The sequence below is a fragment of the Mesorhizobium sp. WSM3860 genome (genome assembly GCF_002294995.1).
In the GTDB taxonomy this organism is placed as follows: domain Bacteria; phylum Pseudomonadota; class Alphaproteobacteria; order Rhizobiales; family Rhizobiaceae; genus Mesorhizobium.
This window is the reverse complement of sequence record NZ_NSGF01000004.1, coordinates 210,782-232,159: the sequence shown is the minus strand read 5'-3', so window position 1 is coordinate 232,159 and position 21,378 is coordinate 210,782. Positions and strand designations below refer to the sequence as shown.

At 65.3% G+C, this 21,378-nt stretch carries 24 protein-coding genes; 23 read left to right on the top strand and 1 reads right to left on the bottom strand.

The features are described from left to right. Positions 1-25 precede the first annotated feature (25 nt). Positions 26-901: a flagellar motor stator protein MotA gene (gene motA, locus CK220_RS09985; RefSeq protein WP_067002381.1), complete on the bottom strand. Its 876-nt coding sequence runs from the start codon at positions 899-901 to the stop codon at positions 26-28. Positions 902-1,046: 145 nt separating this feature from the next. Here motA and CK220_RS09980 point away from each other — a divergent pair, with 145 nt between their 5' ends. The 23 genes from CK220_RS09980 to CK220_RS09870 all read left to right on the top strand — a co-directional run bounded on the left by CK220_RS09980 (position 1,047) and on the right by CK220_RS09870 (position 21,360). Next, complete coding sequence (locus tag CK220_RS09980; RefSeq protein WP_095811362.1) at positions 1,047-1,823, top strand: DUF1217 domain-containing protein; 777 nt, start codon at positions 1,047-1,049, stop codon at positions 1,821-1,823. A gap of 7 nt (positions 1,824-1,830) precedes the next feature. Further along, the gene (gene flgF, locus CK220_RS09975) at positions 1,831-2,553 is read left to right on the top strand and encodes a flagellar basal-body rod protein FlgF (protein ID WP_095811361.1); all 723 of its coding nucleotides are present in this window, start codon (positions 1,831-1,833) and stop codon (positions 2,551-2,553) included. A gap of 4 nt (positions 2,554-2,557) precedes the next feature. Next, positions 2,558-3,964, top strand: a complete 1,407-nt coding sequence (gene fliI / locus CK220_RS09970) for a flagellar protein export ATPase FliI (RefSeq protein WP_095811360.1) — start codon at positions 2,558-2,560, stop codon at positions 3,962-3,964. Then, on the top strand, positions 3,945-4,604 hold the full coding sequence (locus CK220_RS09965) for a hypothetical protein (protein ID WP_095811359.1): 660 nt from the start codon (positions 3,945-3,947) through the stop codon (positions 4,602-4,604). The genes fliI and CK220_RS09965 overlap by 20 nt, the downstream gene beginning before the upstream one ends. Before the next feature lie 89 nt (positions 4,605-4,693). Next, a complete protein-coding gene (gene flgB / locus CK220_RS09960; protein ID WP_095800437.1) occupies positions 4,694-5,074 on the top strand; it encodes a flagellar basal body rod protein FlgB in 381 nt (126 codons plus the stop codon). 2 nt (positions 5,075-5,076) lie between these two features. Beyond that, positions 5,077-5,493 carry a flagellar basal body rod protein FlgC gene (gene flgC / locus CK220_RS09955; protein WP_095811358.1) on the top strand — a complete coding sequence of 139 codons (417 nt, stop codon included), beginning with the start codon at positions 5,077-5,079 and terminating at the stop codon, positions 5,491-5,493. Further along, positions 5,493-5,822, top strand: a complete 330-nt coding sequence (locus CK220_RS09950) for a flagellar hook-basal body complex protein FliE (protein ID WP_095811357.1) — start codon at positions 5,493-5,495, stop codon at positions 5,820-5,822. Before flgC ends, CK220_RS09950 begins: the two co-directional genes overlap by 1 nt. 9 nt (positions 5,823-5,831) lie before the next feature. Continuing rightward, positions 5,832-6,620 (top strand): flagellar basal-body rod protein FlgG, encoded by a 789-nt coding sequence (flgG, locus tag CK220_RS09945; protein WP_095811356.1) that lies wholly within the window; start codon positions 5,832-5,834, stop codon positions 6,618-6,620. A 6-nt stretch (positions 6,621-6,626) separates the two neighbouring features. Beyond that, entirely contained in the window at positions 6,627-7,151 is a 525-nt protein-coding gene (gene flgA, locus CK220_RS09940; protein ID WP_095811355.1) for a flagellar basal body P-ring formation chaperone FlgA, read from the top strand. Continuing rightward, entirely contained in the window at positions 7,148-8,389 is a 1,242-nt protein-coding gene (locus CK220_RS09935) for a flagellar basal body P-ring protein FlgI (RefSeq protein ID WP_095811354.1), read from the top strand. Before flgA ends, CK220_RS09935 begins: the two co-directional genes overlap by 4 nt. A 62-nt stretch (positions 8,390-8,451) precedes the next feature. Beyond that, positions 8,452-8,985: a MotE family protein gene (locus CK220_RS09930; RefSeq protein ID WP_095811487.1), complete on the top strand. Its 534-nt coding sequence runs from the start codon at positions 8,452-8,454 to the stop codon at positions 8,983-8,985. Further along, positions 8,982-9,686: a flagellar basal body L-ring protein FlgH gene (gene flgH, locus CK220_RS09925; RefSeq protein ID WP_095811353.1), complete on the top strand. Its 705-nt coding sequence runs from the start codon at positions 8,982-8,984 to the stop codon at positions 9,684-9,686. Before CK220_RS09930 ends, flgH begins: the two co-directional genes overlap by 4 nt. A gap of 18 nt (positions 9,687-9,704) precedes the next feature. Next, a complete protein-coding gene (locus tag CK220_RS09920) occupies positions 9,705-10,199 on the top strand; it encodes a flagellar basal body-associated FliL family protein (protein ID WP_095811352.1) in 495 nt (164 codons plus the stop codon). Then, positions 10,196-10,927: a flagellar type III secretion system pore protein FliP gene (gene fliP, locus CK220_RS09915; protein ID WP_095811351.1), complete on the top strand. Its 732-nt coding sequence runs from the start codon at positions 10,196-10,198 to the stop codon at positions 10,925-10,927. The genes CK220_RS09920 and fliP overlap by 4 nt, the downstream gene beginning before the upstream one ends. 237 nt (positions 10,928-11,164) lie before the next feature. Further along, entirely contained in the window at positions 11,165-12,049 is an 885-nt protein-coding gene (locus CK220_RS09910; RefSeq protein ID WP_095811350.1) for a flagellin, read from the top strand. 276 nt (positions 12,050-12,325) lie between these two features. Continuing rightward, positions 12,326-13,210, top strand: a complete 885-nt coding sequence (locus CK220_RS09905) for a flagellin (RefSeq protein ID WP_095811349.1) — start codon at positions 12,326-12,328, stop codon at positions 13,208-13,210. 182 nt (positions 13,211-13,392) lie between these two features. After that, complete coding sequence (gene fliF, locus CK220_RS09900; RefSeq protein ID WP_095811348.1) at positions 13,393-15,051, top strand: flagellar basal-body MS-ring/collar protein FliF; 1,659 nt, start codon at positions 13,393-13,395, stop codon at positions 15,049-15,051. 3 nt (positions 15,052-15,054) lie between these two features. After that, the gene (locus tag CK220_RS09895) at positions 15,055-15,678 is read left to right on the top strand and encodes a hypothetical protein (RefSeq protein ID WP_095811347.1); all 624 of its coding nucleotides are present in this window, start codon (positions 15,055-15,057) and stop codon (positions 15,676-15,678) included. Then, positions 15,678-17,117: a MotB family protein gene (locus CK220_RS09890; RefSeq protein ID WP_095811346.1), complete on the top strand. Its 1,440-nt coding sequence runs from the start codon at positions 15,678-15,680 to the stop codon at positions 17,115-17,117. The genes CK220_RS09895 and CK220_RS09890 overlap by 1 nt, the downstream gene beginning before the upstream one ends. Then, positions 17,114-18,553 carry a chemotaxis protein MotC gene (locus CK220_RS09885; protein WP_095811345.1) on the top strand — a complete coding sequence of 480 codons (1,440 nt, stop codon included), beginning with the start codon at positions 17,114-17,116 and terminating at the stop codon, positions 18,551-18,553. Before CK220_RS09890 ends, CK220_RS09885 begins: the two co-directional genes overlap by 4 nt. 386 nt (positions 18,554-18,939) lie before the next feature. Next, positions 18,940-19,947 carry a flagellar hook-length control protein FliK gene (locus CK220_RS09880; protein ID WP_176479041.1) on the top strand — a complete coding sequence of 336 codons (1,008 nt, stop codon included), beginning with the start codon at positions 18,940-18,942 and terminating at the stop codon, positions 19,945-19,947. Then, entirely contained in the window at positions 19,877-20,470 is a 594-nt protein-coding gene (locus tag CK220_RS09875) for a transglycosylase SLT domain-containing protein (RefSeq protein ID WP_245429072.1), read from the top strand. The genes CK220_RS09880 and CK220_RS09875 overlap by 71 nt, the downstream gene beginning before the upstream one ends. Positions 20,471-20,691: 221 nt before the next feature. Then, on the top strand, positions 20,692-21,360 hold the full coding sequence (locus CK220_RS09870; protein ID WP_095811343.1) for a response regulator transcription factor: 669 nt from the start codon (positions 20,692-20,694) through the stop codon (positions 21,358-21,360). Positions 21,361-21,378 lie beyond the last annotated feature (18 nt).

The window sequence follows — 21,378 nt, the reverse complement described above, 5'->3', positions numbered from 1 at the left end:
CGGCCCCGGCTGAAGTTCTGCATGCTCAGGCCGCCTTCTTCTCGGCGGTGCCGGTGTTCATCGTGCTCTGCTCGACGGCATCGATCGTCGGACGCTCATAGGACGAGATGGTCTTGCGGCCGAACTCGATCGCGACCTGCGGCAAGGCGCCGTTCATGTAAGCGAGCAGCGTCTGCTTGACGATGATATAGAGGCGGTTCTTCTTCTCGCGCACCGTCTTGATCTTGGTCGCGACCGGGCCGACCACGGCATAGGACAGGAAGATGCCGAGGAAGGTCCCGACCAGCGCAGCACCGATCAGCCCGCCGAGGATTTCCGGCGACTGGTCGAGCGCGCCCATCGCCTTCACCACGCCGAGAACGGCCGCGACGATGCCGAGCGCGGGCAGGCCATCGCCGACCGCGACCATCGCGTGATAGGCCTTCAGCTTGTCGGTGCGGATCGTCTGGATCTCTTCATCCATCAGCGCCTCGATCTCGTGCGAGCGCGCATTGCCGATGATGATGATGCGGCAATAGTCGCAGATAAAATGCGTCAGGTCGTGGTTCTTGAGCACCGTCGGGAACGCCTGGAAGATCGCCGACTCTTCCGGATTGTCGATATGCGCCTCGACCTCGCTGCGCGACTTCGATCGCAACTCGCGCATCAGGCTGTGCAGGACGCCCAGCGTTTCGAGATAGTCGCGCTCCTTCGGCACGGCCTGCTTGAAGGCCTCGAGAATGCCCTTGCCGGTGTCCTTGACCGTCTTCATCGGATTGGCGACGAGGAAAGTGCCGAGCGCGGCGCCGCAGATTACCACGGCTTCCCAAGGCTGGATCAGCACATGCAGATGGCCGCCCATGGCCATGAAGCCACCGAGCACGCAGCCAAGCGTCACCACAAGTCCGATCAGAATACCCACGACAGGTCCTTCCGCGTGTCACGTCGTGGATCAGGGATAGTCCTCGTGCCTTGTGTGAGGCTTGAATCGCGATGCGGAAAACCGATTCAGCCTCGCACAAGGAAGCATCGCTATCGTCACCGGATAGCTTCGGCCGGAGGCGCAGATGTTGAACACCTATACCAGCTATCAGCTCATCGCCAAGGACATCCCAAAGGCAATCGACCAGGTCGAGTCGCAGCCCGTCGTGAAGCGTGAGACCGACTACTATTTGGCCAATATCGGCAACGTCAAAAGCATCGACGATTTCGTCAACAACACTCGGCTGTTCAACTACGCGATGAAGGCGTACGGGCTGCAAGACATGGCCTATGCCAAGGCCTTCATGGTCAAGGCGCTCAAGGAAGGCGTGTCCGACTCCGACAGCTTCGCCAACAAGCTGAGTGACAAGCGTTACGCCGACTTCGTCAAGGCGTTCAACTTTGCGGCTTACGGCTCGACCGCCACGCTCTTTCCCTCCGCCCAGCAAGGCGCCGTCGACAAATACATGCGCCAGACGCTGGAGGAGAATGCCGGCGAGACCAATCAGGGCGTGCGGCTGGCGCTTTATTTCCAGCGTAAGGCGCCTGACATCAACAGCTGGTATGACGTGCTCGCCGACACTGCGCTTTCGAGCGTGGTTCGCACCGCTCTCGGCCTGCCCGACTCCATTGCGTCCGCCGACATCGACAAGCAGGCGCAGATGTTCGAGCAAAAGCTCGATATCGCCGACTTCAAGGATCCCGACAAGTTGAACACGTTCCTTACCCGCTTCACCAGCCTGTGGGAGATCAACAACCCGACCACCAGTGCCGTGACCTCGGTCAGCGTGCTGTTCGCGCAGCCGACCACGGTCGGCATCTCGACCGATCTGATGATGGCCATGCAGAAGCTGAAGTTCTGAGAACACCATGCAGGACAGTCTCTACGTCGCCCTCTCCTCGCAGATTGCGCTCGAACGCCGTCTCGACACCATCGCCGACAATGTCGCCAACGCTTCGACCATCGGTTTTCGCGCCACCGGCGTGAAATTCGAGGACGTGGTCTCCGGCACCGGGCCGAAGTCGGTATCCTTCGCATCCTCCGGCAAGACCTATCTTTCCACCGCGCACGGCTCGCTGACCGAAACCGGCAATCCTTTCGATTTCGCCATACAAGGCGACGCCTGGTTCGCCATCGAGACGCCGGCCGGCACGGTGATGACCCGCGACGGCCGTTTCTCCATGAACGAGAACGGCGAGTTGATGTCGATCGAAGGCTATCCGGTGCTGGACAGCGGCGGCGCGCCGATCCAGCTCGATCCGCGCAACGGTCCGCCCAAGGCCGGCGCCGATGGCTCGCTACGCCAAAACGACCAGCTCGTCGGCGCCATCGGCCTCTACGATTTCGACCCCGGCGACAATTTCGTCCGTTACGGCAATTCGGGCATCGTTCCCGCGCGGACTCCGGAACCGGTCACCGACCGCTCCGATGTCGGCGTAGCTCAAGGGTTTCTGGAGGAATCCAACGTCAATCCGGTGCTGGAGATGACCCGGCTGATCCAGGTGCAGCGCGCCTTCGAGAACACGGCGGCGCTGATCCGGCAGAGCGCTTCCTCCACCGATGACGCGATCAAGACGCTCGGCGACAAGTAACGGCATGGCGAACGGCTCGTCCCTGCTCCGCGCGCCCGAGAGGTTTAGCGAAGCCGGTCCAACGGATCGTCTGGCCACGCTCGAACGCATCTGGCGGCGGTTCGACAACCCGGAAACGCTGCTCAGCCGCGGCGGCCGCGTCGTCGAGATCTCACCCACTCACTACAAGGTGCGCGGGCTTTCGGACATTGCCAGGCTCGGTGACATCGTCGAGCAGCGCGGCAAGACCGGCACGCGCCGCGGCGAGATCGTCAGGATAGGCCGCGACGAGGTGGTGGTCGCGCCGTTCGAGCGCCACGCCGATGCCGGCATCGGCGACGTCGTGTTCCGGCGCGGCCCACTCGCCGTCACGCCGCATGTTTCCTGGCGCGGGCGCGCCATCGACGCTTTGACCCGCGTCATCGACGGTGGCCCGCCGCTGGTCAGGCCGAATGCCGCCGGCAGCGCCGACACATTGACGCCCGGCGCCATGTCGCGCCAGCGGGTCGACACCGGCTTCCTTACCGGAGTGCGGGTGATCGACATCTTCACGCCGCTCTGTCTCGGCCAGCGGCTCGGCATCTTCGCCGGCTCCGGCGTCGGCAAGTCGACGCTGCTTGCCATGCTCGCCGGCGCCGAGGCCTTCGACACGGTGGTCGTGGCGCTGATCGGCGAGCGGGGCCGCGAGGTGCGCGAATTCCTCGAGGACACGATCGGCGCCGACAGCATGGCCAAGACCGTCGCCGTCGTTGCCACCAGCGACGAGAGCGCCATGATGCGCCGGCGCGCGCCCGACACAGCCATGCGTGTGGCCGAGCATTTCCGCGACCAGGGCCATCGCGTGCTCCTGGTGCTGGATTCGATCACCCGCTTTGCCCATGCGTTGCGCGAGGTGGCGACGGGCACCGGCGAGCCGCCGGTCGCGCGCGGCTACCCGGCATCGGTCTTCACCGATCTGCCGAAGCTGCTCGAGCGCGCCGGACCAGGCGCCGAGGGCAAAGGGTCGATCACCGCCATCATCTCGGTGCTGGTCGACGGCGACGACCACAACGATCCGGTGGCCGATTCGGTGCGCGGCATCCTCGATGGCCACGTCGTGCTCGACCGAGCGATCGCAGAGCAGGGACGCTACCCGCCGGTCAATCCGCTGTCGTCGATCTCACGTCTCGCCGACAAGTCCTGGAGCGCCGAGCAGCGCCTGCTGGTGACAAGGCTGAAAGCGATGATCGCGCGCTTCGAGGACACGCGCGACATCCGTCTGCTCGGCGCCTATCAGGGCGGCGCCGACGCCGACCTCGACATCGCCGTGCGCCAAGTGCCGTTGATCTACGAGGCGCTCACGCAGTCGCCGAGGGACCGCGCTTCGGCCGATCCGTTCACCGATTTCGCCCGCCACCTCAAGGGGAAGCAGAATGGCGATCAAGGAGACTGACCTGCAGCAGACCGAGCGCATGCTGCGCGAGATGATTGCCGAGGCCAAGGCCGCCGAGGAGGCCGACGCCAGCCGCGACTCGCTCATCAACGGCCTGTTCCCGAAAAAGGTGGAGTGGCCGCAGCCGCCGCCGGCCCGGTTTCCCCGCCTGGCCAACAGGAAAGCGGACCGGCGCAGCGATTTCGTCGTCGCCGCGCTCGGTATCACGCTCGGCCTGATCTGCGCGCTGTTTCCCTGGTATATCTTTTTCAACCAGGAGCAGTTCGGCGTCCAGGCCATCAAGTTCGGCGGCAGCGGCAGCAATTCCGGACGCGCGGGCGGCGGCGTCGCGGCCGAACGCAGCGGACCGCTGACGGCCAGGGACGTTCCCAACGCCGATATCGACCTGCTTGCTACCGGAACGGTGCAGGACGAACCTGCGCCGGCGCCTGGCGACCAGCCCTTCCCTGCGGCCGCGGCGGAATTCAGGATGGTGCATGTCGCCAATGGCCGCGCGATGATCGAGGACGATACCGGCCTGTGGATCGTCCAGCGCGGCTCCGTTCTGCCGGACTCCAGCCGCGTCGCCGCGATCGAGCAGCGCGGCGGCAAATGGGTGATCGTCACCGACGCCAACAAGGTGATCCAGCTTTCCAGATGATGGCCTCGCAACGGGCCGCGGGCTCGCCCCGCGCAAGGTCCGCGCAAGACTGGCGGCCTAGTCTTGTGCGTACTCGCCCGGAGAGTCCCATGGAACCCGTCAACCTTTTTGACCTCGCCACCCGGCAGTCGCAATGGCTGGCCGTGCGCCAGTCGGCGATCGCATCCAACATCGCCAATGCCAACACGCCGGGCTACACGGCAAACGACGTCGAACCGTTCGAAAAGGTCCTTGATCGGACGGCGGTGACGCTGGCGGCCACCCAGACCGGCCATCTGGGCGCCGAGGGGACCAATGCCGGCTTCAACCTCAAGCCGGAGGATGTCACGGGCTCGATAATGCCGTCAAAGAACACGGTGGTGCTCGAGGACGAGTTGATGAAGGCCGGCGAAGTGCGTCGCTCCTTCGAGCTCAACACGGCGATCGTCAAAGCCTTCCACTCGATGATGACGATGGTGGTGAAGAGCTGACCATGGACGCCCTGACCGCAGCTCTGAAAGTAGCGGCATCCGGCCTTGGCGCCCAGTCGGAGCGTCTGCGCGTGGTGTCGGAGAACCTCGCCAATGCGCAATCGACGGGCAACACGCCGGGCGCCGAACCCTATCGTCGCAAGACGATCAGCTTCCAGTCCGAGCTCGACCGCGCATCCGGTGGTTCGCTGGTCGAGGTGAGCTCGATCGCGCGCGACCCGTCGGACTTCCCGATCGAATTCCAGCCCGGCAACGAGGCCGCTGACGCAAAAGGGTACGTGAAGATGCCCAACGTCAATGTGCTGGTCGAAATGGCCGACATGAGCGAGGCGAACCGCTCCTATGAGGCCAACCTGCAGGTCATCAAGCAGGCTCGCGATCTGATTTCCATGACCATCGACCTGATGAGGAACCAGTAATGATCGGCGGTATCGGGGCACTACAGTTCAAACCGGCAATCGATGGCTTGGAGGCCGCCTCGCCGGGCCTGCTTCAGGGCGGCGTCGGCACCAAGGCAAGCGAAGGCGTCGCAGGCAGCTTCGCGGAGGCTCTCAGCCAGGCTGCGACCAAGACCGTCAACACGCTGCAGAACGCCGAGCAGATGTCGATCCAGGCGCTCAAGGGCGACGCCGACACCCGCCAGGTGGCCGATGCGGTGCTGAGCGCCCAACAGGCCCTGCAGACGACGATCGCCATCCGCGACAAGGTCGTCTCGGCCTATCTCGAAATCAGCCGCATGAGCATCTAGGACCGCGTCATGAAAGCCCTTGCCATCGCCGCGACCGGCATGAACGCCCAGCAGACCAATCTGGAAGTCATTGCCAACAACATCGCCAACATCAACACCACCGGCTACAAGCGGGCGCGCGCCGAATTCTCCGATCTGCTCTACCAGGTCGACCGCACCCAAGGGGTGCCCAACCGCTCCAACACCTCGCTTGTGCCCGAGGGCGTTTCGATCGGCCTCGGCGTCAAGACGACGGCCGTGCGCAACGTCCACACCCAGGGCGAGCTGACCAGCACGGGCAACAGCTTCGACCTGGCGCTGACCGGCCGCGGCTGGTTCCAGATCGAGGGCGCCGACGGCAGCACGCTCTACTCCCGCGCCGGCGCCTTCAACACCAATGCCACCGGGCAGTTGGTCACCGCCGACGGAGCCAACGTCATTCCCGCGATCACCGTGCCGACCGACGCGGTCGAGGTCATCGTCAACAAGACCGGCCAGGTCTTTGCCCGTATCGACGGCCAGACCGACCTTCAGCTTCTCGGCCAGCTTCAGATCGCCAACTTCGCCAACGAGGCGGGCCTGGCGCCGCTCGGCGACAACCTGTTCCAGGAGACGGCGGCCTCCGGCCCGGCCAATGTCGGCGTTCCCGGCGATCCCGGCTTCGCCACCATCGAACAGGGCTATCTGGAGTCTTCCAACGTCGATCCGGTCAAGGAAATTACCGAGCTGATCTCGGCGCAGCGCGCCTATGAAATGAACTCCAAGGTCATCCAGGCCGCCGACGACATGGCCTCGGTGGTCTCCAAGAACATCAGGTAGCCGACGATGGCCATGCCGGCTTCCTGCCCTGCTTTCCGCCGCGCCCTGCTGGCCCTTGCGCTGGTGGCCGTCGGCGTGCCGGCGCTTGCGCAAGAGACGGGCGGAGAGTCGGCCAGCCAGCTCGCCGCCAATCAAGCGGTCGGCGAAGCCGTGCTGATCCCCAACCGGGTCATCTATCCCGGCGAGACCATCGAGCTTGCAGCGCTGAAGCAGGTGACGCTGGTCCCGGGCAAGCACAAGCCGGACGGAATGGCGACGCGCTCCGAGGAACTCCAGGGCAAGGTCGCCAAGCGCACGCTCGTGCCCGGCCGCTACATTCCGGCGGCCGCCATCCGCGATGCCTGGCTGGTCGAGCAGGGTGCCTCGGTGCAGGTCTATTTCACCGCCGGAGCGCTGACCATCTCGGCCGCCGGCGTCACGCTGCAACCGGGCGCTGCCGGCGACCTCATCAAGATCCGCAACGTCGACAGCGGCAAGATCATTTCCGGCACGGTGATGGCCGACGGCACGATTCGGGTCGGCGCATCGTGAGGCGCGCCTTTGCCCTTCTGCTGAGCGCCGCGATCGGTCTTCAGCCCGCATTCGCCGATGGGCTCACGCCCAAGGCCAAGCGCGAACTCGCGCAGAAAAATGGCGGCGTTAACGACGACCCGGAATACGATCCAGCCACCACCACACGCATGTTCCGCGTCTCGACGGGACCGAGCACGCTGCCGCCCGGCCAGGTCGCCGCGCGCATCAAGGACATTGCCCAGTTGCAGAGCGCGCGCGACAACCAGCTCGTCGGCTACGGCCTGGTCATCGGCCTGGCGGGAACCGGCGACAGCCTGCGCAACTCGCCGTTCACCGAACAATCGATCCGCGCCATGCTGGAGAACCTCGGCATCGCCACCGAAGGCGGCAGCGCGCGCGCCAAGAACGTCGCCGCCGTCATCGTCACCGGCAACATGCCGCCCTTCGTCCAGTCGGGCGCGCGCATCGACATCGACGTCTCCTCGATGGGAGATGCCACCTCGCTTGCCGGCGGCACGCTGGTGATGACGCCGCTCAAGGCCGCGGACGGCGAGATCTACGCCGTCGGCCAGGGCTCGGTGATCGTGGGCGGTTTCACCGCCCAGGGCCAGGCCGAGCAGCTGACGCAAGGCGTGCCCACCGCCGGCCGCGTGCCCAATGGCGCCATCGTCGAGCGCTCGGTGCCCGCCGAGTTCGATGATCAGGGCGTGCTGACGCTGCAATTGCGCAATCCCGATTTCTCGACCGCCATCCGCATCGCCGACGCCATCAACGATTATACATCGCAGCGCTTCGGCATGCGCGTTGCGGCCGAGCGCGATGCCCGCACCGTGCAGATCAGACGGCCGAAGAACGTATCGGCGGCGCGCTTCTATGCGGAGATCGAAAACCTGGTCGTCGAGTCGGATGCGCCCGCCCGGGTCGTCATCGACGAGCGCACCGGCACCATCGTCATCGGCAACAACGTCAAGATCTCGCGCGTCGCCATTAGCCACGGCACGCTCACCGTGCGCATCACCGAAGCGCCGAAAGTGGTTCAGCCGGAGCCCTTCTCCAAGGGCCAGACGGCCATCGAACCCTTCACCGCCATCGAGGCCTCGCGACCCGACGCCCGCGTCGCAGTGCTCGACGGCCCCGACCTTGAAACGCTCGTCTCCGGTCTCAACCGTCTCGGCGTCAAGCCTGATGGCATCATCGCCATCCTGCAAGGCATCAAGTCTGCCGGCGCCCTGCAGGCCGACTTGGTTCTCCAATAGGCATGCCGATGATCGAGCTCTTCTCCTCAAACCCGCATCGTCGCCCCAGGCTTCATACGACCATGAACCTGCTAGCCGCCGTCGCGATCGCTGCGCTGGTGGGCGGCACTCCGGGTCGCGCGGAAGAAGTCCGCCAGGTGCTGCCTAGCGGACAGGCCTCGGCTCAGCCGGGCCAGCTTGCGCATGAAAAAGTGCCGGACGAGAGCGAGATCCAGCGCTTCTGCTCCAACATCGCCGATGCGGCTCGCGACCGCCGCTACGCCTTGCAGGCCGAGGAGCTGAAGCAGCTCCAGGCAGGCATCGACGAGCGCATGAAAGCGCTGGAGACAAAACGCGCCGAGTACGAGCAGTGGCTGAAGCGCCGCGAGGTATTCCTGGCGCGCGCCGAAGACAGCGTCGTCAAGATCTATGCCGGCATGAAGCCCGACGCCGCGGCCGAGCGGCTGGCGATGGTCAATGCCGAGCTCGCCGCGGCGATCCTGATGAAGCTCGATTCACGCAAGGCCGGCGTCATCCTCAATGAAATGGACCAGAAGGCGGCGGCGACGCTCACCGGCATCATGGCCAGCGCGGCGCGAAGGGTTGATCCGTCATGAATTTGAAACTGCTCGCCCTGGTCGCGGCGGCGGCACTGTCCGGCTGCGGCACCGATCTCAAGGAAGTCGGCCGGGAGCCCGCGCTCTCGCCGGTCGGTTCCGGTATCAGCGACGGCGGCGCGACGCCTTACAGCTACCCGGAGCCGCCGGCGCGCCCGGTCAAGAAATTCTCGCTGTGGGACGACCGCCAGAGCCGGCTGTTCACCGATCCGCGGGCGCTGCGGCAGGGCGACATCCTGACCGTCAACATCAAGCTCAACGACAAGGCCAATTTCAAGAACCAGAACGACCGCAGCCGCACCGCCGCGCGCAAGCTCGGCTATGACGTGACGCTGGGATGGGACGGCAAGAGCACCAGCGGCAAGGGCGATGCGGGCCTGAGCTCCAGCACCGAGACCAACGCCGACGGCGAGATCAAGCGCTCGGAGGACATCGAGCTCAATGTCGCGGCGGTCGTCACCGATGTGCTGCCCAACGGCAATCTGATGATCAGGGGCTCGCAGGAAGTGCGTGTCAACTATGAGCTTCGCGTGCTCACCATCGCCGGCATGGTGCGTCCCTCCGACATCGGCGCTGAGAACACCATTCCCTACGAGCGCATCGCCGAGGCGCGTATCTCCTATGGCGGCCGCGGGCGTGTGAGCGAGGTTCAGCAGCCGGCCTACGGTCAGCAGATCCTCGACCAGGTTCTTCCTTTCTAGGCCGGGGAGATCGCTGTCGTGGCAAACGTCGAGCAGGCTCAGTCCAAGAAGGGACCGTCCCTTGCGGTCCAGCTCGCCATGCTCTTGGCCATGACCGGCGCGGCCGTCGGCATGGGCTGGTTCTCGGGTGGCTATCTCAAGCAGGGAGAAGCCCCGGCGCCGGTTCCTGCCGCACCCGAGAACGCCGGCAGCCCGGAGAAGTCGGCCGAAGTGGGCAAACAGATCGCCGGACCGACGGTGGTCCAACTGGCGCCGATCACCACCAATCTCGCCTCACCCGGCGAAGTCTGGATAAGGCTGGAGGCATCGGTGCTCTACGACGCGCCGCAGCCGCAGGAAATGACCGAGCAGATCCAACAGGACCTGCTGGCGTTCGTGCGCACGCTGAAGATGCATCAGATCGAAGGCGCCAGCGGCTACCAGCATCTCAAGGCCGATCTCGACGAGCGTGCGGCGCTGCGTAGCGGCGGCCACGTCAAACAGGTTCTCATCAGGACGATGCTGCTCGAATGAGAAAGTTCCTCATCGCCACGGCGCTCATCGTCGTCACCACCTCTGTCGCCGCGGCCCAGCAGCTCGATCTCGGCGGCATCGGCAAGGCCGACGGCACCACGGTCGGCTATCTCATCCAGATGTTCGGGCTGCTCACCGTGCTTTCGGTGGCGCCGGGCCTGCTGATCATGGTGACGAGCTTCACCCGCTTCGTCATCGCCTTCTCGATCCTGCGCGCCGGCATCGGCCTGCAGTCGACGCCGGCCAACCTGATCCTGATCTCGCTGTCGCTGTTCATGACCTTCTATGTCATGGCGCCGACCTTCGACCAGGCCTGGAACACTGGCGTCAAGCCGCTGATGGACAATCAGATCACCCAGGCCGAGGCCTTCGAGAAGATCTCGGATCCGTTCCGCAGCTTCATGCTGCACAATGTGCGCGACAAGGATTTCGATCTTTTTGCCGATCTCGCCCGCGAGCGCGGCCAGACCGTCTCGCGTGACACCGTGGACCTGCGCATCCTGGTGCCGGCCTTCATGATCTCGGAAATCAGGCGCGGCTTCGAGATCGGCTTTCTGATCGTGCTGCCGTTCCTGGTGATCGATCTCATCGTCGCCACCATCACCATGGCGATGGGCATGATGATGCTGCCGCCGACGGTGGTTTCCCTGCCGTTCAAGATCCTGTTTTTCGTCCTGATCGACGGCTGGAACCTTCTGGTCGGCAGCCTGGTGCGATCCTTTACCTGACCGCCCCGCCGGGCGCCGGGACGGCATTCAAAGCGCTTAAGGCTTCGGCTGCTAAAGCCCGCGCGAATTATTTTCGATTAACCGTCCAGTTTAGCCGTTTGGTAGGAAGTTGCCCGCATAGTCCGCTCCAGATGGCGGGTGATCGGGTCTCAGCGATCATTGGCATGATGCCGCACCGTCATACCGGACAAGCCGGTATGTCAAAAAAATCCGTGTAAAAACCAAGGTACGAGTATCATGTCCAGTATCATGACCAATTCCGCCGCGCTGACCGCGCTGCAGAGCTTGAACAACACCAACAAGCAGCTCGAGGTCACCCAGTCCCGCATTTCCACCGGTTACCGTGTCGCCACCGCCAGCGACAACGCCGCTTACTGGTCGATCGCCACCTCGATGAAATCCGACAACAAGGCGCTCTCGGCCGTTCAGGACTCGCTCGGCCTCGGCGCCGGCAAGGTCGACACCGCCTACACCGCCATCAACGACGTCAAGGATCAGGTCGACCTGATCAAGACCAAGCTGGTTACCGCCCGCGGCGCCAGCCAGGAAGACCAGCAGAAGATCGCGACCGAAATCAAGGCTATCCAGGATCAGATCAAGTCGTCGGTCACCAACGCCAACTTCGCCGGCTCGAACCTGCTGCAGAACGACGGCACGGCTGCTTCCGATCTGAACATCGTTGCTTCGTACAACCGCACCGGCTCGACCGTCACCATCGACACCATCAAGGTGGCCTCTGCCGATACGCAGGTCCTCGACACGGCGGGCACCGGCGGCATGGTCGGCGGCCTGCTTGCCACGAGCTTTTTCGACCCGAGCTCCGCCGCTGTCGCCGACACCGCCATCGACACCGCGCTCGGCACCGTTGAAACGGCGCTCGGCAAGCTGTCCACCGGCGCCGCCTCGCTCGGTGCCGCAAAGTCGCGCATCGATACCCAGCAGAGCTTCCTGTCGAACCTGTCGGACTCGATCGACAAGGGTGTCGGCTCTCTGGTCGACGCCGACATGAACAAGGAATCGACCCGCCTGCAGGCCCTCCAGGTGCAGCAGCAGCTCGGCATCCAGGCGCTGTCGATCGCCAACGGCAACTCGCAGCAGATCCTGTCGCTCTTCCGCGGCTGATCGCCCAGCGAACTTCAGGCATCTTTGTCGGGCCGCGCCACCAGCGCGGCCCGATTTTCATTTGTGATGCTGCTGCCGAGGCGTACCTCTTCGCTCGGGAAATATTACCGCACCGCGGTTTGAAAGGCAGGCTTTTAACGCACCGTTAACTGTGACGCGCTAGCTATGGTTAACCAATCGCTATGACGGGCCGACCGACAGTCGACAGGCATGACGCCCCCGCCAGAGAGTTGACCGGCATGCGCGAGGCATGCCTGCTTTGAGAAGGGGTGTATCTTGGCAAGCATCATGACCAACGCCGCCGCGCTGACCGCGCTGCAGAGCCTCAACGCCACCAACAAGGCGCTTGAGACCACGCAGGGCCGCATCTCGACCGGCTATCGCGTCGCCACCGCTTCCGACAACGCCGCTTACTGGTCGATCGCCACCTCGATGCGGTCCGACAACAAGGCGCTCTCGGCCGTCCAGGACGCGCTCGGCCTCGGCGCCGGCAAGGTCGACACAGCCTACACCGCCATCACCGACATCAAGGACCAGGTCGACGCGATCAAGGCCAAGCTGGTCACCGCGCGTGGCGCCAGTCAGGACAACCAGCAGAAGATCGCGACCGAAATCAAGGCCATCCAGGACCAGATCAGGTCGTCGGTCACCAATGCCAGCTATGCCGGTTCGAACCTGCTGCAGAACGACGGCACGGCCGCCTCGGACCTGCATGTCGTGGCTTCGTACAACCGCACCGGCACCACCGTCTCTATCGACACCATCGACGTGGCGGCGACCGACACGCAGGTTCTCGACACCGCCGGCACGGGCGGCATCGTCGGCGGTCTGCTTGCGACGACCTTCTTCGATGCCAGTGCCGCGGCCGTTTCCGACACCGCCGTCGACACCGCGCTCGACAGCGTTGAAACCGCGCTTGCCAAGCTCTCCACCGGCGCTGCCTACCTCGGCGCCGCCAAGTCGCGCATCGACACCCAGCAGAGCTTCCTGTCGAACCTGTCGGACTCGATCGACAAGGGCGTCGGTGCCCTCGTCGATGCCGACATGAACAAGGAATCGACCCGCCTGCAGGCGCTCCAGGTGCAACAGCAGCTCGGCATCCAGGCGCTGTCGATCGCCAACGGCAACTCGCAGTCGATCCTGGCCCTGTTCAAGAGCTGATATTCCGGCTGACGCAACCCTCCATCGCAAGGCCGCGTCCTGGACGCGGCCTTTTGCGCGTCGCTCTGATGCCTCCGGGCCGTTCGGGCCCCGCATAGCCCCTGGCGGAACGCACTATCATCCTCGCACAAGCTTCGCGGTCTAGTCTGCCGGCGGAAAGTCTTGCTGGGAGCGATTGAATCGTGCCGGAACAGATCCAGAGCCTCATCGCGAACCTCCGCGGATTCGGCGTCAGGCGTCTCGCTCTCATGGGCGGCATCGCCGCGCTTGTCATGGCCGTCATCGGCGTCGCCTCGGTCTATCTCAACCGTCCGGCCTACGAGACGCTCTATGTCGGGCTCGACCGCAACGACGTGAACCAGATCGGCCTGGTGCTGGGCGAGGCGGGCATCGGCTTCGATGTCGGCGCCGACGGAACCTCGGTGCTGGTGCCGGCCGGCACCACCGCGCAGGCGCGCATGCTGCTCGCCGAAAAGGGCCTGCCGACCAGCGCCAACGCCGGTTACGAGCTGTTCGACAATGTCGGCTCGCTCGGCCTCACCTCGTTCATGCAGCAGATCACCCGCGTGCGTGCGCTTGAAGGCGAGATCGCGCGCACCATCCAGTCGATCGCCGGTGTCAAGGCGGCGCGCGTGCATATCGTCATGTCCGAGCGCGCCAATTTCCGCCGCGACGAGCAGCAGCCCTCGGCCTCGGTGGTCATCCGCTATGCCGGCGTCGATGCCGAAAAGAGCGCTCAGTCGATCCGCCATCTCGTCGCCGCAGCGGTTCCGGGCCTGTCGGCCGACAAGGTCACCGTGCTCGATTCCAACGGCAATCTGCTCGCCGCCGGCGACGACACTTCCAACACAAGCGCGGCCCGCACGCTCGGCGTCGAGCAGACAGTCGAGGCGCAGATCGGCGACAACATCCGCCGCGCGCTGACGCCTTACCTCGGCCCCGACAATTTCCGTGCCAGCGTCAAGGCCGACGTCAACACCGACACCCGCCAGACCGAAGAAACGATCTTCGATCCCGAATCCCGCGTCGAGCGTTCGGTGCAGTCGGTGCGCACCAACGAGGCCAGCAACCAGAAGCAGGCCTCGAACCCGACCAGCGTCGAGCAGAACCTGCCCGAGACGCAGACGACCACGACTGAAGGGCCGCAGTCCTCCTCGCAGAATGACCGCAAGGAGGAGATCACCAATTACGAGATCAACTCCAAGAAGATCGCCACGGTTTCCAACGGCTATTCGGTGACCAAGATGTCGATCGCCGTCGTCGTCAACCAGGATCGGCTGAAGACCATCCTCGGCAAGGACGCCACCCCCGAGCAGATCGCCAAGCGCGTCGCCGATATTCAGAAGATGGTGGCTTCCGCCACCGGCTTTGAGGAGAAGCGCGGCGACATCATCGACGTCTCGGCGGTCGAGTTCATCGACGGGCTGGACGGTGAGCCGATCGACCAGCCGGGCATCCTCGCTTCGATCGGCACATACACCGGCACGCTGATCAATGCCGGCGCCTTCATAGTCGTCGTGTTCCTGGTCGCCTTCTTCGGCCTGCGGCCGATGGCGGCCGCGCTGACGGCACCGGCCAGGCCCGCTGCCCTCGCCGGCCCGAGCTTCGACGACGTCCAGCGCTCGCTGCCGAGCCCCGACGCGCCGGTGGCCGCAATCGCCGCCGACACGCCGGTCGGCGCGCTGCCGGGCGCCCGCCCCGGCGCCACTCCGCTCGACGACCTGCGCCAGAAGATCAGGCCTGCGCCGCAGGAACGGCTGGCACGCATGGTTGATCTCAACGAGGAACGCACCGCCCAGATCCTGCGCAAATGGGCGGCCGCCCCGGAAGCCGCGGGTTAAGCCATGGCTTCGGCAGCCCTTTTCGATCTCCTGCCGGATTTCGGTTCGCGCGCCCCGCGCGCCGGCCAGGGACCGTCAGCGCCTGGCATCGAGCGCAAGCCGGACGTGTCGCCGCCGCAGGCCGACATCGGCGCGCTGATCGCCGAGGCGGTGGCCGATGCGGAAGCAGCACTCGGGGCCCGACTCGCGGCCGCCCACGAGGCGGCGCTCGAGGCCGAACGCCAGGCCAATGACGATGCGGCAAAGGCGTTCCTCGAATGCTTCGGCGGCGATCTGGGCGCGGCGGTAGCGACACGGATCGATGCCATGGAGACGCGCGTCGCCGAGCTCACCGCCGCCACCGTCGCCCGCATCATCGTCGGCGTGGTCAGCGATGATCTGCAGAAGCGCTCGATCGAAGCTCTTGCCCGTACCGTGAACGCCGCGATTGCCGACAGTGAAGCCGTGCGTATCGGCGTGCGCGGGCCGCTGTCGCTGTTCGAGCCGCTGAAGGCAGCGCTTGGACATCGCGCGGCCAATCTCGATTTCACCGAGGCCGCCGGCTTCGACCTGACCGTCACCATCGATGAAACCGTCTTCGAGACGCGCGTCGCCGAATGGTCGGCTTCCCTGTCGGAGGTCCTGTGATGAGCGCCATCGACCACGGCGAGGCCAGGCACGAGATCATCATCGTCAAGCGCAACCACGACGGTCATGACGACGGCCATCATGGCGGCGTCTGGAAGATCGCCTTTGCCGACTTCATGACCGCCATGATGTGCTTCTTTCTGGTCATGTGGCTGATCAACGCCGCCAACGAGCAGACCAAGGCGGCGGTCGCCAGCTACTTCAACCCGGTCGAGCTGATCGATCGCAATTCCAGCCGCAAGGGCTTGGAAGACCTTGGCGACGGCCCGAGCAAGGTTGGCCTCACCGCCGACAATCCGCAGGATGGCGCGAGCAAGGCCGGCGAGGACGGCAAGGGCGGCGCCGGCTCCTCCGACCGCAGGCAGACGAAGGAGGCCTCGCAGAAATCCGATCTCTCCGACGAGCATCTGTTTGCCGATCCCTACGCAGTGCTGTCGGAGATCGCCACCGATACCGGCGTGATGCAGAATGTCAGCGCCAAGGGTGAAGGCGGCGCTCAGAACGCCGGTCCGGCGACCGGCGCTTCCGGCGGCGAATCCTATCGCGATCCTTTCGCGCCGGACTTCTGGTCGCAGCAGGTTGCGACGCCCGGCGCCGAAGCCAGCGCCGAACGCAGGAGGATCGAAGGCGATCCGGCCAAGCCCGGCGAGAAGGTCGCCGAGACCGAAGTGCCGAGGGTCAAGGCCGCTCCGCCGGCACCGCCGCAGCTGGATGCGCCGCTCGAGCCGTTGGCGACACCGGAAAAACCCGGTGCCAAGGTGACCGCCGGATCGGACACGAAAGTCGGGAAAGCCGAAGGCAAACAGATCAAGGGCGAGAAAGTCCAAGCTGAACAAGCAGAAGCCGCAAAAGCGGAGGCCGCCGCGACCGATGCTGCGATGCCGGGAGCCGCGGGGGCCGAAGCGGCAAAGGCCCAGAAGGTAAAGGCGGAGCCGGAGCAAGCCTCCGACAAGAAAGAGAAGGCCCCGAGCAGCGCCGCTCTTCAGGCCGCCGCCGAAATCAAGCAGGAGCTGGCCAACGCCTTCGCGCCGGGTGAGAAGCTGGCCGAGGGCGTCTCCGTCGAGGCAACCGACAAGGGCGTCGTCATCTCGATCACCGATCAGCTCGACTTCGGCATGTTCGAGATCGGCTCGGCCGTGCCGCGCCGCGAGATGGTGCTGGCGATGGAGAAGATCGGCCGCATCATCAACGAAAAGAAGGGCACCATCACCATCGGCGGCCACACCGATGCGCGGCCGTTCCGCAGCGACGCCTACGACAACTGGCGGCTGTCCACCGCCCGCGCCCACTCCGCCTATTACATGCTGGTGCGCGGCGGCGTCGATGAAAGCCGCATCACCGAGGTCGCGGGCTTCGCCGACCGCCAGCCCAAGATTCCGTCCGATCCGCTGGCCGCCGCGAACCGCCGCATCGAGATCCTGATGGCGACCGGCGGATGAGGAGCACGATCGTCATCGGCCGCGCAGTCGGGTTGCTGCTGCTCGCCGCAGGATCGCCGGCTGCCGCTTTCGCGCAGGATGACGGCCTGAACCCCTATCAGCTGGTGCGTTCGCTGCAGCTGATCCAGGACCGCATCGCCGGCGGCGATCATGCGGCGCTGCCGATGCAGGCCAAGCTGCTGGAAATGACCGATGCCAGGCTTCGCGCCGCCGATGCCGCCGATTTCAAGGACCCGAAGAATTTCCGGGCTCTGCTCGTCTACGGCATGAGCGGCGGCAATCCCGTCACAGTCGAGGCGGCGGCTTCGCGCGCGGCGACCGACCCGCAGAGCCTCGCCATCGCCGAAGGGGTCGTCGCCTATCTCAACGGCAGGCCGGCCGCGGCAATCGAAATCCTGAAGCCGATCGATCCTATGAGCGTACCCGCCGACCTCGGCGCCTTTCTGGCGTTGGTCAAGGGCTCGCTGCTTGCGACCGATGAACCCGCAACGGCGCTGACCTTGCTGGACGAGGCCCGCCTGCTCAGCCCCGGCACACTGGTCGAGGAGGCAGCGCTTCGCCGTTCGGTCGGCCTCGCAGCGGCGCAAGGCGACGCCGCGCGCTTCGCGCTCGCCTCGACGCAATATGTCGCGGGCTATCTCTATTCCCCCTATGCCAGCCAGTTCGCCGATTCCTTCGTCTCCGGCGTGATCGCGCTGCACATGTCGATCAGCCAGGACAAGCTCGCCGACATCACCTCGATGATGGACCCCGAGCGCGAGAAGGTGATATATCTCCGCATCGCGCGCCGCGCCGCGATCGACGGGCTGAGCGATCTCTCCGCCTTCGCCTCGGCGCGGGCCGAGCAAGGCCGCAATGGCAAAGGCAACCAGGACGACCCGCGCGCTGTGCTCTATTCGAGCCTTTCCACGGTGGTATCGGCCACGATCGACGATGTGCGCGCCAGACTCGGCAAGATCGATCGCGGCAAGCTTTCGCAGAGCGACCGCGCTCTGCTCGATGCGGCACAGGCCGTTGCCGGCGAGGTCGTCGCTCCTGTGCCGGCGGCCGCCAAGAATGAGACCGAGGCCGCAGGTTCGGCAAAAAGCGCTGCCGCGAAACCCGCTGAAACCGAGGCTGCGAGCCAGGCCGACGCCGAAGGGTTGCCACCAGTGGAGGGCGCGATGCCCGAGCAGCCGGCCGCCGCGGCCCCGGTCAAGCCGACGGACGCGCCGGCCGCGGCGTCCGCGCCGCCGGCTCCGTCATCGACGGCTCAGGCCGCGGCCGAAGCTCAAGCCCCCGCTCCTGCGCAGCCCGAAACGCCATCCGCGCTGCCTGCATCCGCGCCGGCGACCGCAGCAAGCCTCGATCCGCACGATCCCACCGATGCCGCGATGCTCAAGGCGCGCCGCCAGCTCGACCAGATCGACCAGCTACTCGGAGCCGCTCCCAAATGACCAGCGCCCAAATGAACAGCGTGAGCCAGGCCATGCCGGGACTTGCATCCGCCCACGTCCAATCGCGGCAGGATCCTGCCGACGGCAAGGAAAACGGCTCGAATTTTGGCGAGATGGTGCATGGCGCCAAAAAAAGATTGGCCCGGGCCGAGCAGTCGGCGGAGCCTGCGTCTTCCGATGCGCATTCGCCGCGGCGCGCCCTCGCCGGTCCGTCCAAGGCACGGCCCGATCAGGATGGCCAGAACAAGATTGCCGCTCCGAAGACAGCGGCTGGAAAGGCCGCGAAGAACGGCGCCGACGCCGACCATCCAAAGGCCACGGACGATGCCGATGCGGCGGCGCAATCGTCAGATAGCGCTCCGCCTCAGGACGGTTTGCCCCTGCTGATGGCGCTGGGCGACATCCGCCACTTCGCAACGTCGACAAATGCCGAGCGCAGCGGATCGTCTGTCGAGGGAGAGGCAGGGACCCAGCCCTCCATCGGCCAGGCCGCGTCTTCACAGCTGGCGATCCGTCAAGGCAAACGCATGTTGGCTGACGCTTCCGAAGGCACCGAGCCGTCGCCGCGATCCGGTCGCGCGACGATGGCGATGGAGAAGGCCGGGCCCGATTTCGGACAGAAACCGGCCAGCGCTGGTCCGGGCCCGGACATGTCGATCCGCAGGGACGACATCCTGTCTGGAACGCAAGGAGCCGCAACCGACGCCGCTACGCCGCAAAGCTGGCGTCCGGCGGCCGCCCAGAAGACCGCGCAAACGGCGCAAGCCCTCGCATCGAACAGTCAGGCCAAGCCATCGTCTGCCGCCGGGCGCATGGATGTGGTCAGCCAGCAGAGTTTCCCGGCGCCGGCCCAAAATGCCTTCGGCCAGACGGTATCGGCGCTGGCTGAGGCGATCGCCTCGGACAGCGGCGTTCAGCAGGCCTACTCGAGCGCCTCGATCGGCTCGCAAGCGAGCACTTCTGTTGCCGTTTCGACACATGTCCTGAAGATCGAGCTCCACCCGGCTGAGCTCGGCACGGTCACCGCCAGCCTGCGTCTTTCCGGGGAGCAACTTTCGATCGAGATGAAGCCGGAAACGCACGAGGCGTACCGCCGTCTGACCGCCGACTGCGACGCCATCGTCAAGTCGCTCCGCAGTCTTGGTTTCGACGTCGATCACGTCACCATCATGCAACCTTCGATTGCACTCCATTCGGCCGGTCGCGTCGAAGCCAGCGGCGCGCCGCCGATGTCTACGGGCCGCGACCAGCCTTCGTTCCAACCCGGGAACTCGGGCGGCAACAGCGCCGGCGGCGATCGGCAACCGGGAAGGAACGACGGCAATGGCGCACAGGAATTCAGCCGCGCTGCTTCGCCTCTTCGCGAGCGCGCTGGCGACGATATCTATATCTAGCCTGGCCGCGGCCGGCACCGCCAAAGCCGCCGCCAATCCTTGCGAACCGGAAATCCTGCACGCCGCCGATCGCTACGGCGTGCCGGCCGGTATCCTTTATGCGGTCGGCCTGACCGAAACGGGAAAGAAGGGCAGCCTTCAGCCCAACGCTCTGAACGTAGAAGGAACGGCTGTTTTTCCGCGGAGCCGCGGGGAGGCGCTGGCGACGTTCGAGAATGCCCGCCGCGAGGGCAAGACGCTGATCGATCTCGGCTGCATGCAGATCAATCATCGCTACCATGGCGCGCAGTTCCGCAGCGTCGAGGACATGCTAGATCCGCACCAGAACGTCGACTACGCGGCGCGCTTCCTGGCGAGCCTCCATGCCCGCCATATGACTTGGTCGATGGCCGTCGCCCGCTATCATGCCGGCCCCGACAATGACCCGGCGCAGAAGATCTATGTCTGCCGCGTCATTGCCAACATGGTCGCCACCGGCTTCGGCAAATGGACGCCGAACGCCAGCGCCTTCTGCAATCAATAGTTGTTGTAGCGCCGACGCCTTGGCCTGCGGCCTTTCGAGGTTCGCGACGCCCGTATCGCCATCGATGCGCCGCCCGCCCATACACGTTCACGCCCACTTTATTACGGCTCCCAAAAAAACTCCCAAGAAAATAGCTACAAGAAATGACGGTTTTCCAGGATTCACCGCACCGGGTACCGCTTTCCGCACGGGGCAAATGAGATGATTCGGAGGGCGGGCCGATGATCGTGATCGTTGATGAGCGCGAGCTCGTAACTGAGGGCTACAGCTCACTTTTCGATCGCGAGGGCGTCGCCACCGCGGGCTTCGCGCCAGGCGAGTTCGGCGAGTGGGTGAACTCTGCCGCCGACACCGATTTGAGATCGGTCAGGGCTTTCCTTATCGGCGACTGCCGCGAGGGCGCCATCTCGCCGCGCCAGATTCGCGACCGCACCGGCGCGCCGGTGATCGCGCTCAGCGAACAGCACTCGCTGGAACACACGCTCAGGCTTTTCGAGAGCGGCGTCGACGACGTCGTCCGCAAGCCGGTGCACATCCGCGAGATCCTCGCCCGCATCAGCGCCATCCGCCGCCGCGCCCGCGAAGAGGCCGCCTACACCGAAGTCGGCTCGATGCGCATCTTCATGGACGGGCGCGACCCGGAGATCGACGGAGAGCCGCTGCCACTGCCGCGTCGCGAGCGGCGCATCCTGGAGTACCTCGCCAGCAATCGCGGCCGGCGCGTGACCAAGACGCAGGTGTTCAACGCCATCTACGGCATCTTCGACGAGGAGGTCGAGGAGAACGTGGTGGAGAGCCACATCTCGAAGCTGCGCAAGAAATTGCGCGAGAAGCTCGGCCACGACCCGATCGATTCCAAGAGGTTCCTCGGCTACCGGCTGGTGTTTTGATGGCCGTCGCCGGCACAT

Bases quoted from the DNA above. Each gene is read 5' to 3' on its own strand.
- CK220_RS09910 (WP_095811350.1), top strand. From the start codon at position 11,165: ATGTCCAGTATCATGACCAATTCCGCCGCGCTGACCGCGCTGCAGAGC.
- CK220_RS09885 (WP_095811345.1), top strand. From the start codon at position 17,114: ATGAGGAGCACGATCGTCATCGGCCGCGCAGTCGGGTTGCTGCTGCTC.
- CK220_RS09930 (WP_095811487.1), top strand. From the start codon at position 8,452: ATGAACCTGCTAGCCGCCGTCGCGATCGCTGCGCTGGTGGGCGGCACT.
- CK220_RS09965 (WP_095811359.1), top strand. From the start codon at position 3,945: ATGGCGATCAAGGAGACTGACCTGCAGCAGACCGAGCGCATGCTGCGC.
- CK220_RS09875 (WP_245429072.1), top strand. From the start codon at position 19,877: ATGGCGCACAGGAATTCAGCCGCGCTGCTTCGCCTCTTCGCGAGCGCG.
- flgF (WP_095811361.1), top strand. From the start codon at position 1,831: ATGCAGGACAGTCTCTACGTCGCCCTCTCCTCGCAGATTGCGCTCGAA.
- flgH (WP_095811353.1), top strand. From the start codon at position 8,982: ATGAATTTGAAACTGCTCGCCCTGGTCGCGGCGGCGGCACTGTCCGGC.
- fliP (WP_095811351.1), top strand. From the start codon at position 10,196: ATGAGAAAGTTCCTCATCGCCACGGCGCTCATCGTCGTCACCACCTCT.
- flgG (WP_095811356.1), top strand. From the start codon at position 5,832: ATGAAAGCCCTTGCCATCGCCGCGACCGGCATGAACGCCCAGCAGACC.
- CK220_RS09880 (WP_176479041.1), top strand. From the start codon at position 18,940: ATGGCGCTGGGCGACATCCGCCACTTCGCAACGTCGACAAATGCCGAG.
- CK220_RS09980 (WP_095811362.1), top strand. From the start codon at position 1,047: ATGTTGAACACCTATACCAGCTATCAGCTCATCGCCAAGGACATCCCA.
- flgB (WP_095800437.1), top strand. From the start codon at position 4,694: ATGGAACCCGTCAACCTTTTTGACCTCGCCACCCGGCAGTCGCAATGG.
- CK220_RS09895 (WP_095811347.1), top strand. From the start codon at position 15,055: ATGGCTTCGGCAGCCCTTTTCGATCTCCTGCCGGATTTCGGTTCGCGC.
- CK220_RS09950 (WP_095811357.1), top strand. From the start codon at position 5,493: ATGATCGGCGGTATCGGGGCACTACAGTTCAAACCGGCAATCGATGGC.
- flgC (WP_095811358.1), top strand. From the start codon at position 5,077: ATGGACGCCCTGACCGCAGCTCTGAAAGTAGCGGCATCCGGCCTTGGC.
- flgA (WP_095811355.1), top strand. From the start codon at position 6,627: ATGGCCATGCCGGCTTCCTGCCCTGCTTTCCGCCGCGCCCTGCTGGCC.
- CK220_RS09890 (WP_095811346.1), top strand. From the start codon at position 15,678: ATGAGCGCCATCGACCACGGCGAGGCCAGGCACGAGATCATCATCGTC.
- CK220_RS09870 (WP_095811343.1), top strand. From the start codon at position 20,692: ATGATCGTGATCGTTGATGAGCGCGAGCTCGTAACTGAGGGCTACAGC.
- fliI (WP_095811360.1), top strand. From the start codon at position 2,558: ATGGCGAACGGCTCGTCCCTGCTCCGCGCGCCCGAGAGGTTTAGCGAA.